Genomic DNA, 12678 nt, shown 5'->3' with positions numbered 1-12678 from the left:
AATTCGGACGGAAGGGCGGGGGACAGTGGCGGGCAGGGTCCTACCGTCGTTGCCGCAGTACCGCAAGGACGGGGTGACGCGACGGCTGTGCGCGTCGGTCCATCTCGACGAGGCGTTCGCCCGGGAGGTCGACCACCGTCTCACGGGCGACCGGCTCACCGCCCTGGGCCTCACCCTCGGCATCAACTTCGTCGCCCTGGCCCGGCACGCCCGCGCGGCCCTGCTGCGGCGCGAGTCACTCGACCGCCAACTCGCCTGGCTCTTCGCCGCGTTGGTCCTGTCCTTGCTCGTCGCGGTATGGGGCCTGATCGAAGGCCGCGGGTCCGTGGTCCTGGTCGGCGTCTACGGCCCGCTCGGTATCCTCGGCGCCTCCTGGTGGCTGGTCCGCCGCGCGGAGGCGCAGGCGCGGGACGCGGCGCAGGAGGTGTTCCGCAACCCCGACAAGGCCGAGAAGCTCGCCGCGCCCGTGGAGCCGGAGGCGGAGAGCTGGCTGCAGGAGCACTCGCTCAAGCGCGCCAACGTCCTGCCGTACGCGGACGCGGCGGCCCTCACCAACCCGTTCGTGGGCAGCGGCAGCAAGATCAAGGAAGTCGTCTGGCAGCCCATCGACGTCAGCAAGCCCGCCGAAGCGCCGAACGGCGGCAAACTCACGATCCTGCCCTTCGACGCCGTCGACCTGCACACCTACATCGCCAAGGAGATGGAGGGCATCGCCGGTCTGGAGGGGCTGCGCGCCAAGAACCGGCTCTACGTCCTCGGCAGCAACGCCTACATGCTCCCCGAACTGCTGCCCGACCGCACCGCCCGGCCGCGCCCGCAGATCCCCCGGCAGTTCGTGCAGGCCGGGCTGCAGAGCCCCGGCGCGGGCATGCGCACCCATCTGTGCCTGGAGCGCGTCGGCGAGGGCGGCCGGATCATTGTCTCCATGTACCTGCGGGCGATCCTCAGCGGACCCAGCCTCACCTGGGAGGTCGCTTCCTACGCCATCCCGCCGCTGCACGGCCGCTTCTACCGGGTGGACCGGCTGCCGGTGGCCGGCGCCGAGAGATGGCGGAGCCTCTTCCGGCACGCCACCTCACGCACCTGGCCCGAACTGCGCGGTGCCGTCGGCCGGATCCGCGACCGGAGCAGGCGCCGCCGTACCGCCGAGAAGGCCCTGACGAAGCTGCGCCGGGACATCACCGAGCAGCACTGGATCGTCGACTACGGCGCCGCCGACAGCCTGCGCGAGTGGATCGGCGACTGGAGCGAGGCGGGCTACGCCGAGCGCATCGACTCGCAGGACTTCCTCTTCCGCCTGCAGCAGGGCGTGTTGATCGCCACCGAGCGGTTCCTGAAGGACCATCACGTCGACACGAGTTCCTTCGACAAGGCGCAGCAGATCATCAACACCCAGACCTACAACATCTCCGGTGACATCACGGGCAACAGCAACTTCGGCAACCACGGACAGATCAACGTCAACGGACAGCAGGGACACGGGGGTCCGGGCCAGGGCGGGGCACAACAGCCCCAGCCCTGAACCGGGCGCGGAACAGGAGCCGGCACATGAGCACGTACAACTTCAACGGCAACATCAGCGGGCCGTCCAACTTCGGGGACCACGGCCGCATCGAGATCAACAACGGCACGGACGCGGCCGACGTGGTGCGCCTCGCCGAGCAGCTCGTGGACCGGCTGCGCGGCGACCACCCGGCGCTCGTCCCCCAAGCACAGGTCATCCAGGGCGAGTTGGCCCAGGCGGGCGAGGAGGGCCGGGCCGTCAATCGGGGCCGTGTCCGGGCCGCGCTGGAGACCATCACCATCGGCGTCGGGGCCGGCACCGGCGGCCTCGCCCTCATCGAGCAGCTGAAGCACGCGCTCGGCCTGTGAGGCGGTAGGGGCGCCCCGCCTCAGCAGGGCGCCTCCGTACTCACTTGGCCCTGACCACCGCCCGCGCCCCGCCCCCGAGGTCCAGTTCGAGCCCCGAGCGCAGGGGAACCGTCTGGCCGGGCTCGATCTGCTGCGAGCCGCCGTCGGAGCGGGTCCCCGTCCAGGTCCGCTGTGAGCGGTTGGCGATGCCGAACCGGCCCGGTTTCGAAGGGTGTTCGACCAGTTCCGCGACCAGGCTCGCGTCCGAGCAGTCGTGCCGGGTCGGCTCCGCCTGGAGGTGGTGGGCCTGCACCCGGGCCGCCCGGCGCAGCCGGATGTGGTGCTCGGCGCGCGGCGGGGGAGTGGTCACCACCAGCCGCGGCGGGAGGACGAGTTGGCTTCCGCAGCCCCAGCAGGCGCGGGCCGGCGGGTTCTCGCCCGGCTCCGTCATGTTCTCCCGCCCGCACGCGGCGCACTCCACGACCGAGTCCAGTACGGCCCGCAGCGCGTCCCGCCACTCCGACTCGCGGACCCGGGACGCCGGATCGCGCAGCCCGACGGTGAAGCCGCGCCGGAACAGGTCCTGGAGCTTCCCGGCCGCCGCGTCCCAGGTGGCCAGCACGGTCGCGTGCTCCATCGGGTCAGGCGCGTTGGAGTCGTCGGCCGGGTCGAAGACGAACAGCGGACTCCTGCCGTACAGCTTGCGCTCGGCCGCCTCGTCGAGGCAGTGGATGCCCAACTCCCGCTTGCCCTTGAGCGGGTGATGGTTCATCAGGAACATGAACAGCAGGACCGCGAGGGAGTGCAGGTCGGACTGGGTGCCGGGACGGGCCCCCGGCTCGGCGCGGACCAGCTCGGGCGCCATGAACTCCATCGTGCCCGAGATGCCGCTGACGTCGCCCTCGACCACCGCGTTGTCGTTGTCGCAGACCAGTACCTCACCGGTGGCCGGATCGAAGAAGATGTTGCCCCAGGAGATGTCCCGGTAGGCGATGCCCCGCGAGTGCAGCGCCTGGTACGCCTCCACCGTGTACAGGCACGCCGTCAGCAACGCCCGCGGCGAGGTGCGCAGTTGGCGCCGGAACAGCGCGGGCAGCCCCTTGAAGCGGTCGGGGCGCAGGCCCATCAGATACCCGAACGAGCCCCGGTACTCGGGCACATACGCCTCGGGCCACAGGAACCGGTCGTCGTCGAAGTCGCGGTCCACCAACTCCCGTACGATCGCGTCCTGTTCCGGCGTCGCGCAGGTCGGGTAGTACCACTTCAGGGCCATGTCCCCGGCCGGAGTCTTGGCCCGGTACACCTCGCCCTGGCCGCCCGCGCCCAGCATGTCGACGATCTGGATCTCCTCGCCGTTCTGCGCGGTCAGCCGGGTACCGCTGTCGAGCATGCCGCTCATCTATGTCTCCGTCTTCGGTTCCGTGTCCATGGGTGCCGCCACCGGATGCCGCAGCGCCGCCGCCAGCGTGGTGTCGTCGCCCGAGTACTGCGAGGCCTGCCGCAGCCACTCCGGGAGCACGGCACGCACCCCCTCGCTGCCCTCCTCCGTCAGCCGGCCGTCCAGGCCCGCCACGAACTGCCGGTAGCCGTCGGCCGAGGCGAAGCTCTTCGAGAGTCCGTCCGTCGACAGCACCACCAGGCGCGGGGTGCGGGCCTCGTCGAACACCGGCGCCCAGTGCATCCGCACCGCGCTCCAGGCCTCCTTGCCGCACAGCGACTCCGTCTCGTCGCCGAGATCCTCCTCGGCGGGGGCCAGCGGCCGGCTCAGGGTGCCGTCGTGCCCGACCACCGCGAGATCCCCGTCGCCGATCTGCCAGGCCACGAACAGCCACGGCGTGAGGACGGCGCCGATCAGCGTGGTGCCGTACAGCAGCAGTTTCTCGCTCTGCCGCGGTTCCGGGGTGCCGGTGTCGGCGACCGGGCGGTGCCGGGACCAGTGGCCGAGGGCCTCCTCCCGCCAGTCCTGTACGAGGGCGCGCGGGAAGTCGTCGCGGGCGTAGGTCATCAGCCGGGTCAGGCGGCCCCGTTCATGGCAGTCGCGGGCCGCGCGGGCGAACAGTTCGGCCCGGCCGAGGAAGCGGTCCACGGCGAAGCGCGCGCCGATCTCACTGCGGGCGTGGGCGGCCGAGCCGTGGCCGTCGGCGACCGCCAGCAGCAGCGGGTCGTCGCCGGAGCCGGTGCCCTCACACGCGTACCAGTCCTGGTTCAGTTTCTTGCCGACGCCCTGCACGCTCTCGGCCAGTGTCTCCCAGCGTCGCACCCCGAGCGTCACCACACGTCGTCGTCATCGTCGTCGTCGATGACCGGCGGCGCGTACGGCTGCTTGGTGAGGGTCAGCCCGGAGGAGCCGCCCGCGACCGGCTGCGAGGCCGCCTTCACCGCCGCCGTCGACGCCCAACGGATCGCCGCCGCAAGCTGTTTGGGACTGTTGGCGTCCAGCGGCTGCATCTCGGGATTGCCCAGGAACTCCTGCAGCACACTGCGGTCCGCGTCACCGCCGATCGCGATCGCGACCCGAACCGCCTTACGGCCCCAGGGTGTTGCGTCGATCGCCTTCAGGCCCGCCCGCCAGTCGTCGGTGGGGCCTCCGTCCGACACGAGTGCCAGCACCGGCTTCAGCGCGCGCTGCGGCATCGGGGGGCTCTGCAGTTCGCGTGAGACCAGGTGCAGGGCGTCGCCGAGGTTGGTCATGCCGTCCACCTCGACGTCCTGCCAGGTGAAGTCGTCGACGGGGACCGGGGTCTGATGGTGCCACTGGGCGGTGGTGGAGAACGTGACGGTCCGCAGGAGCAGTTGGGCCGCGGGGTTGTCGTGCGCCACCGACCGCATCTCCGGAATCGCTTCTCTGATCGCGTAGTTGAGCCGGGCGATCTTCTCGCCCTGCATCGAGTACGAGCAGTCGAGCAGCCAGATGAAGTGGACCGGCCGGTTCGCCATCGGCCCGCCGGGAATGTCGCTCACTCCGTGTCCTTTCTTTCTACGAGTGGGGCTACGAGTGGGGGAGTAACAGGTAGGCCAAGTAGGCCAGGGTGGCGGCCGTGAGCACCAGGGAAGTGACGAACAGGCCCGCCAGCAGCCGCCGTCCGTGTCCGATCGGTGGGGTCACCTTCGTCATGCCGGGGTGTACCTCTTCTCCGGTTCGGCGCCGGGTGCCTGGAGCGGGGCCGTCTTCAGGCCCGAGGCCGCGAGCAGCCACAACACCGGTTCGGCGGCACGGCGTTGCTCGCTCTCCAGCGGTCCGGTGCCGGTGGCGGCCCGGGCGCTCACCGCCCAGTAGCGGGCTTCCTTGAAGTCGTGTCCGAGGGCCCGGACCAGCCCGCCGAGCCCGATCTCCGCCAGCCAGGAGTCGACCCGAGCCCCCGGGACGGGCAGCGTGACCAGCTGGTCCAGGACGTCCCGCTTGGTGACGACGGTGGCCACGGACAGCTGCTTGCGGCGACCGGTCAGCGCGTTGAGCTCGCCGGTGAGTTTCTGGTACGTCTCCCACGGACCCTGCGGGGAGGGCCGCGCGGCCCCGGCCCGCTCGGTGTCCTCGGGGCCGAGCCGGCCGCGCACCTTGGGGTCGGCCAGTACGTCGGCGACCAGGACGACGCCGTCCGTGTGCTTCAAGTACTGCTGGGCGCGCATCCGTTCGGCGTCGCTCACCGACTCGCCCATCGGGTCGTAGAGGTAGAGCAGCCGGCGCCGTCGGCCGCGCGTGACCGTCAGCATCAGGGCGCGCGGCTGGCCGCCGGTGGTCGCATGGGCCCAACCGGTGCTGTTCAGCTCCTGGTTGAGGTCGTTGAAGGTGCGGCGGTCGTCGGCGGAGGCGTACTCGACGCGCAGGTCGCCGTGCCGGGCCCACGCGTGCAGGCCCTCCACCATGGCCGCCATCAGCATCGTCTTGCCCGAGGAGGTGCCGCCGACCAGCGGGGCGTGCACGACCCGGGTGGAGCCGGCCGTCCCGGGCAGCACCCGGTCGCAGTGCGGGCACAGGGCGGTGAGCCCGCCGCGCCCGGCGAGGCGGGTCGTGGGCAGTCGGTGCCCGCACGTGCAGTGGTGCCACAGCACGCCGTAGCGGCCGGGCCGCAGCGCACCGTGCGGGGCGCGGCAGCCGGGGCAGCGGTGCACGGCCAGCGGCACCGGCAGATAGCAGCCGGGATAGGGGCACTTGACGCGGATGCCCCGGGCCAGCGCCCGGCCGTGCTCCACCCCGCGCAGCACCGGCACCGCCGTCGCGCAGCCCAGCCACACCAGGCCGACCAGCAGCGCGAAGAACAGCAGTGACACACCGAGCAGGAGGGTGGCGAGGGCCGCGCCGAGCAGGGCGCCGAGGAAGACGCCGGGCGCCAGCAGGACGGCGTACCCGAAGCGGTTGATCGGTGCCCGGCCGCGCAGGCCCGACGGATTCCGTCCCTGGAACAGGCTGCGGACGTTCCGGTGCAGCCAGGGATCGGCGAACTCGGCCCATACGACCCGTATCCCGTAGCCCCCGGCCGATGCGGCGTCGACCCACAACTGCCGCCAGTAGTAGCCGAGTTGGGCTGGTTCGGCGCCCGGTGCGATGCGCGGGACCCGCTGGTCGGCGCGGCCCGGCTGCCAGGGGCCGAGGCCCCGCCAGACGGCCCGGGCGCCGATCCACAGAAACACCCACAGCAGCCGGCCCAGACAGAGTCCGGCCGCGATGATCCCGGTCCAGAAGGCCAGGAGCAGCAGCGGCGAGAAGGCGGTCATCGGCGGCCTCCCCCGCTCGGCGGTTCCATGTCCCCGGACCACACGCCGGGCTGGTCGGGGCGCCGTCCGCGACCGGACAGCCGTCCCGCGAGACGCCCCAGGGCGCCGGGGCGGTTCCAGGCGCGGTACGCGTCGAGCTTGCCGCGGCCCGCCCGGCCGAGCGCCGCCTCGACCTCGGCCAGGTCCTCGGCGGGCAGCACCCGCACGATCGGCCGCAGCACCTTCGTCAGCAGGGACGTCCGGGTCTCGTCCCAGGCCGGATGGGTTCCCGGGAACGCGCTCCAGTCGCAGAACAGGGCGGCCACATATCCCGGCACGGTCCGCAGCCGGTCGCCCACCCGGTCCGAACGGCCCGCCCGCTCGTACGCGGCGAGCAGCCCGGGTTCACCCGAACGGGCCAGCGCGTACAGCTCGTTCTCCGGTACGGCCCCGTCGAGCAGCCGCCGCGCGAGAGCCCGGAAGGCGCGGTCGACGACCGGGTCGGGCACCGGTTCGGCGGCGCCGTCGCGCAGGTTCAGCACCCGGCGCACCCACTCCTCGCCCTCGCCCTCGGTGCCCAGCAGCCCGGTGAACTCCAGGAGGAGCAGCGCCGCCCGCTGCCCCGGCCGCAGCTCGGTGCCGAAGCAGCGCAGCAGGTCGACCGCGAGGGCCGGTACGTCACGGTCGTCCCGGGGAGCGCCGAGCGCGGCCTCGATCAGCACGTCCCGGGTGCCGGCCGCGCGGTGGATGTCGGACCCCAGCTCGTTCAGCAGCAGGCTCGCCTCCTGGCCGGTGGGCAGTTCGCCGGGCCAGGTGAGTCGGAGGGCCGTGCGCAGTACGGTCGGGTCGGCGTGCGGCGAGACCCCGGCGGTGCGAACCACCTCGTGGAACCGCGCGAGCCGGTCGCCCGACCGGGCGGGCGTGACGCACATCCGCAGGTGCGGGAAGCCGGGGTTCATCGCGACGGGCAGCCCGGAACCCGTCAACACCCTTGCCACGGCGGTCGGTTCGGCCCCGGCCAGCGCGTTGAGCGACCCGAACAGCGCCACCCGCAGCCCGGGATGCGCGTGCACCGCGTCGAGCAGCGCGGGCGGACAGCCCACGGGGGGACGGTCCTCGCCCGGCCGCAGCGCGGCGGGCTCCGGCCTGCCGGGCACACGGGGGCTGTACGGCGGCGGGGCGGGCAGCGGATCGCCGCCCGCGCGGGGCTGTCGGTCCGGGCCCGGCTGCCCCGGCGCACGGAGGTCCCGCGACCGCTTCCCGTCGCCGGCCGCCGCGGCCGGGTCCGCCGGTTCGCTCACCAGCTCGCGGGCCAACCGTCCGGCCAGGTCCGGCAGTTGGTCCTGGCAGTCGATGTCGAGCAGATCGGCCACCCGCAGCAGGGCCAGCGGCCGTCCGGCGGGCGGCTCCTGCGGGTCCGCGAGGCCGGCCCGCAGTGTGGGCGCGAGATCGCGGGCCAGCTCGTCGTGCGCCCGGGGCGTCAGCGAACCGGCCCGCAGCGTCGGCACCGGCCCTCGGCCGAGCACCGCCGACGCCAGCACCCGCGCGGCCAGCGGTGCCGACACCACGGTCGGCACCTGCCCGTCCAGCCGGGCCAACAGGGCGGCCAGCGCCACCTGTTCGGCCTCGTCCGGCACCGCGCCCGGGGCGGGCAGCGGGCCGCCGCACAACCCGGCGACCAGCGCCGTCAGCGTCTCGTCCGACAGCGCGCCCGCGTGCTCTGCCGCCCAACGGGCCGCCGTCGCACGGGCGTCGGCGCGCAGCTCGATGCCCGCCGTCAGCGCGGTCACCGCCAACTGCCCAAGATCCTCGGGGTCGTTGTGGAACAGGTCGGTGCGGCCCGCGCGCCAGATCCGGGCGCACACCTCGGCCCAGGTGTCCGTGACCGGACCGGACGGCTGCCGCCCGGTGCAGTCGTGCACGCGGTAGCGGTGGTCGTGGGCCACCGACTCCGAGGACGGCAGCGTGCCCACGATCTGCTGGCGGGCCTGCTGGGGGCGGCGGGTGTACGTCGTGAAGGTGAGCCGGTGCGCCTGCTCCCGGGGCAGGACCGCGCAGGCGAGCGCGATCCACTGTGCCACGTCGGCGCTGTCGTGCTCCACCACCACGAGCTGCCCGGCACCCGGGTCCGCCGCGACCGCCCGCAGATCGGCGAAGAACGGCGCGAGCCAGCCCGCCCGGGACAGAGCGAACGCGACCAGCGCGTCCTTGCGGAGCACCCCGGACGGCTCGATACGGTCCAGCGGCACGGGCCTCCCGTCCGAGGGCGTCGCGTCCGCCCAACGCGGCGACTCCCAGGCGGTGATGGGCAGTGCTCCGTCCGGCAGCCGGGTGCCCGAGGGCAGATGGACGGCGTGTGCGTGGAAGTTCCCCCACCGCCCGCTGTAGTCCGCGCCGATGTACACCGTGCGGCTCAACAGCCGTCCGCCGTCGGCGAGTTCGCTGAAACTGAAGGCCTTCGGGAAGCCCTTGAGCTGTTCGGCGTCGGGCCGGGCCGGGCAGTCGCGCGGCGGCTCGTACCCGATGAGCTGCTCGGCCTCCCGCAGCAGCCCCTGCGGAACCCCCGCGCTGACCGCGGTGAAACGGAAGCCGGAGCCGTCGGGGCCGGGCGGCGCCGAGGTGTAGTGCAGCTGGGCCAGGGTCACTTGGCTCGCCCCTTCGCGGTGGTACGGACCGGCAGCACCCCGCGCAGCGCCAGCAGCCACAGCAGCGGATCCTCCACCCGCACCGGCTGCGGCCCCGACTTCGGTACGTCGGCCGGCGCGTCGGCGGGCGGCGGCGCACCCAACGCCGAGAGCCCGAACATCGACAACTGGGCGAAGTCCAGCTCCAGTTGGCGCATCAGCGCGCCCGAGTCCCAGTCCGCCATCAGGGACCGGATCTCCTCGTGCACGGTGAGCCGGTCGTCCTCGTCGAACGTGCCCTCCGGATGCGGGGCGTTGCGCAGCACCGGCGAGTGCGGGTCGAGCAGCGGCTTCAGCATGTCCGTCTTCGTCACCGCGACCGCGATCGGCGTGGTCACCCGGCCGCGCGCGCCGCCCTTGCCGTGGGCGCGCAGCTGGGCCGCCAGATCGGCGGCGATCTGCTGCGGCGGTGTCTCCACCATGGGCAGCGGCGGCCCGTCCTGGAGCGGCAACCGGTCCCGTACGGAGCCCAGTTGCAGCGGGTCGACCAGCAGGACGATGCCGTCGGCCGCGCTGAGGTAGCGGGTGTAGCGGTCCATCGCCTCGGCGCCCGCGAGGTCCTCGCCCGCCGCGTCGAAGAAGACCAGGGTGGTGTGCCGGGTGCCGTTGCCGAGTCTGCTGCGGCGCGGCACGCTGAGCCGGTACAGGAGCGGGTCGTTGAAGCCGAGCGCGGCCGGACGGGTCGCGTCGGGCAGCCGCAGCCGCTCGTACAGGTCCTCCGCCATCTCCCGGTCCCGCTGCTGCGTGGACTGCCCCATCGCCGCCAGCGAGGCGTGGTAGGCCTGCCCCACGCGCTGGTTCAACTCGTTGACCAGCACGGACACATAGGTGCTCTTGCCGGAGGCCTTCGCGCCGACCAGCGCGATGATGCGGCTGTCCTGGTCGCAGTAGTCGCTGGGCAGGTCGCTGTGGCAGGACGCGCAGACGCGGACCGTGGTGGTCACCCCGCAGTCCGGACACGGCACGCTGCTGCCGGAGCCGGGCCGCAGCCCGGACGCCAGCGAGGCCATCCCGCGTGCCGGGGCGAACACCGGCCCCCGCAGCAGGGCCGCCGGATTGACGCCGGGGCCCACGAACCCGGCCCAGACGTCGTCCCGTTCGGGCCCGCAGGGCGAGCCCCCGCGCACCCCGTTCGGGGTCATCAGGCACCGGTAGGGCAGTTTGGCCGCCGAGGTGCGGGCGAAGCAGTAGGGGCAGATGACGGTCGTCATGGCTCAGCGCACCACCAGGGTCGCGGGGGACGGTTCTTCGAGTCGTACCGAGGCCGCGTGCTCGCCCAGCAGAAAGCCGCGCAGCGTGTACGGCGCCGGGCAGGGCGCGGCGGGCAACTCCCGCTCCACCGTGCCGAGTCGGAGCAGGTCGGTGCCGGGGATCCGCACCAGGGTCGTGCCGTCGGCCGCGCTCCGGGGCCGGAGCGTGCCGCTGCGCGCGACGCACACGAATTCGGGGGCCCCGTGCTGGTCCCCGCCCTCCGGCGCCGACAGGGTGACCCGCAGCAGGGGACGGCCCCGGCCGAGCAACCGGCGGGGCGGGCGCACCAGTTGATAGCCGACGGCGGTGTCCGGCGGCAGCAGCACCTCGGCCGCGTCCGGTGCCACGACGACCGCTCCGGGCGCCTGCGGCACGGCGGCGGCCCGGATCCGTACGGCCCCCGGACCCACGGACAGCCGCAGCCCACCCCGCCGGTAGGCGTGCGCGGTGACACTCCGCTCGCCGGTGTCCCAACTCACCCTGAGATGGCCGGTGTTGTCGGGCCACTCCAGGGTGACGTCCGCCTCCCCGCCCGGCAGCCGCCGCGCGTCGAGCCCGGTCACCGGGCGGAGCACCTCGACCTCGACCGTGGGACCGGCGAGCGCGCGCTCCCCGAGTACGGCGACGGCAGCGACCCGGAGATGCCGGCCGGGCGGTGGACACAGCGCGCCGTCCCGCTCGGGCCAGCCGAGCCCGGCCGGGAGGTCCCGGGTGCGCAGTTCGGTGCCGGGGGCCGGGGCCTCGCCGGGCCACTCCACCAGCCGGACGTCCGCGCCCTCGGCGCCGGTCCAGGCGAACCGTACGGCGTCGCCCTGGGGTTGGGCGGTGAGGGTGCGGACGAGGGCGGGCCAGGGGTGGACGGTGCGGGTGGCGCGGATGCCGGGGGAGGCGACCGGTTGTCCGCCGGGGGTTCGGTAGTGGCAGACGACGCGGAGGGTGTGGGTACCGGCCGGCAGGCCCTTCGCGGTGAACCCGCCCTCGCGGGCGCCCAGTTGCTCGACGGCGCCGTCCGGTCCGGTGCGCTCGACCGTGACGTCGGCGGCGCCGGGCGGTCTCTTCCAGGTGCCCTCGATGCGCTCCGGGCCGTCCGTCAGGGTGAGTTCGCCGACCTCCGGGGCGAGCAGCAACGGGTACGACACGAGCGGCGGGCCGGCCACGAGTCCGCCGGACAGGGGGAGGGCGGCGTAGCGGACCGTGCTCCCGAGCACGAGGGCGTCGTCGCGCGCGGAGACCTCGCGCACGGTCGGCGCACCCTGTTCGTCGCGGTGCAGACACACCAGCCGCCAGCCGTCGTCGGCGCCCGACTCGTCCCAGGTCAACCGCACATGATCCAGGCCGAGTTCGGCATCCAGCGCCGCCCGCTCAGCACGCCGGGGCCGGCCCACCCGCACCAGCCCGCGCAACGCCCGCCGGTCGTCGGCGACTTCGCGCAACGCCCGCAGATACTCGGCGCTCGCGGCTTCCGCGTCCCGCGCTTCCTCGGCCCGCCGCGCCGTGAGCAGCGCCGCGTCGACCACCGCGAACCGCGCGGCCAACTCGGCGCGCAGCGACCGTAGAGCCGGGTCGTCGGTACCCGCCGGCAGCCGTTCCAGCAGGGTGCGGACCCGGTGCAGCCGGTGCCGGTCCCGGGCTCCGGCGAGGGACTCGGCGGCCTGTCGTTCGCGCTGGTCGAGGCGGGGCCGCAGCCGGGCCGCCGCCACCAGCCCGGCGACCTCGTCGGCACGCACCCCCAACTGGGCCGCCGCGCGCGGTCGTTGCTTCACGGGCAGGTCCTGCAGCAGCCCGATCAGCTGGTACAGCACGACCCGGCGCAGCGCCTGCGGATCGTGCCGGTGCACCTCGGCCAGCAACTGGGCGAGTCCGGCGCCCGGAGCCGGGGCGCGGGCGAGGTCCTCCAGGTACGGGACGTCCACCCGACGGCGGCCACGCCCGCCGGAGGGCACGTACAGCCCGTCGAGAACGCCCAGCCCGCCGGAGCCCGCCGGCACCAGAACCTCGCCCAAGTGCCGTAACCCCGCCGCGTGTTGGGCGGCCACGAGCTCGCCGTAGGACGCGACGAGCGGGCTCAGCGGCAGACCGGACAGCGCCCGGGGCAGCCCCAAGTGATGCCCGAAGTCCCGACCCGTCACGTGTACTGCTCCCCCGCTAGCTCCGCGAGGAACCATCCCAGCAGATCCGGGGCCCCAGGGGGACCCTTTTT

The 12678-nt window shown here is 73.8% G+C and carries 10 protein-coding genes; 2 read left to right on the top strand and 8 right to left on the bottom strand.

What is annotated here, in order from left to right; genetic code table 11:
• Window positions 1–49: 49 nt before the first annotated feature.
• Both ACFXC1_RS11305 and ACFXC1_RS11300 read left to right on the top strand, forming a co-directional pair.
• A complete protein-coding gene (locus ACFXC1_RS11305; RefSeq protein ID WP_381241567.1) occupies window positions 50–1522 on the top strand; it encodes a hypothetical protein in 1473 nt (490 codons plus the stop codon).
• Window positions 1523–1548: 26 nt separating this feature from the next.
• Window positions 1549–1872: a hypothetical protein gene (locus tag ACFXC1_RS11300; protein ID WP_381241565.1), complete on the top strand. Its 324-nt coding sequence runs from the start codon at window positions 1549–1551 to the stop codon at window positions 1870–1872.
• Window positions 1873–1912: 40 nt separating this feature from the next.
• Here ACFXC1_RS11300 and ACFXC1_RS11295 read toward each other — a convergent pair whose 3' ends face one another.
• Genes ACFXC1_RS11295 through ACFXC1_RS11260 form a run of 8 tightly spaced genes read right to left on the bottom strand, consistent with a single transcriptional unit; the run spans window position 1913 to window position 12607 of the window.
• Window positions 1913–3250 carry a protein kinase domain-containing protein gene (locus tag ACFXC1_RS11295; RefSeq protein ID WP_381241563.1) on the bottom strand — a complete coding sequence of 446 codons (1338 nt, stop codon included), beginning with the start codon at window positions 3248–3250 and terminating at the stop codon, window positions 1913–1915.
• A complete protein-coding gene (locus tag ACFXC1_RS11290; protein ID WP_381241562.1) occupies window positions 3251–4126 on the bottom strand; it encodes a PP2C family serine/threonine-protein phosphatase in 876 nt (291 codons plus the stop codon).
• Window positions 4120–4788: a vWA domain-containing protein gene (locus ACFXC1_RS11285; protein WP_381241919.1), complete on the bottom strand. Its 669-nt coding sequence runs from the start codon at window positions 4786–4788 to the stop codon at window positions 4120–4122. The genes ACFXC1_RS11290 and ACFXC1_RS11285 overlap by 7 nt, the downstream gene beginning before the upstream one ends.
• A 52-nt stretch (window positions 4789–4840) precedes the next feature.
• The gene (locus ACFXC1_RS11280) at window positions 4841–4966 is read right to left on the bottom strand and encodes a hypothetical protein (RefSeq protein WP_381241560.1); all 126 of its coding nucleotides are present in this window, start codon (window positions 4964–4966) and stop codon (window positions 4841–4843) included.
• Complete coding sequence (locus tag ACFXC1_RS11275; RefSeq protein ID WP_381241559.1) at window positions 4963–6564, bottom strand: TRAFAC clade GTPase domain-containing protein; 1602 nt, start codon at window positions 6562–6564, stop codon at window positions 4963–4965. Before ACFXC1_RS11275 ends, ACFXC1_RS11280 begins: the two co-directional genes overlap by 4 nt.
• On the bottom strand, window positions 6561–9188 hold the full coding sequence (locus tag ACFXC1_RS11270) for a GTPase-associated protein 1-related protein (protein ID WP_381241557.1): 2628 nt from the start codon (window positions 9186–9188) through the stop codon (window positions 6561–6563). Before ACFXC1_RS11270 ends, ACFXC1_RS11275 begins: the two co-directional genes overlap by 4 nt.
• On the bottom strand, window positions 9185–10438 hold the full coding sequence (locus ACFXC1_RS11265) for a TRAFAC clade GTPase domain-containing protein (RefSeq protein WP_381241556.1): 1254 nt from the start codon (window positions 10436–10438) through the stop codon (window positions 9185–9187). The genes ACFXC1_RS11270 and ACFXC1_RS11265 overlap by 4 nt, the downstream gene beginning before the upstream one ends.
• Before the next feature lie 3 nt (window positions 10439–10441).
• Complete coding sequence (locus tag ACFXC1_RS11260; protein WP_381241554.1) at window positions 10442–12607, bottom strand: hypothetical protein; 2166 nt, start codon at window positions 12605–12607, stop codon at window positions 10442–10444.
• Window positions 12608–12678 lie beyond the last annotated feature (71 nt).

The organism is Streptomyces hokutonensis, assembly GCF_042751305.1.
Classification (GTDB): Bacteria; Actinomycetota; Actinomycetes; order Streptomycetales; family Streptomycetaceae; genus Streptomyces; species Streptomyces hokutonensis_A.
This window is presented reverse-complemented; position numbering and strand designations above follow the sequence as displayed.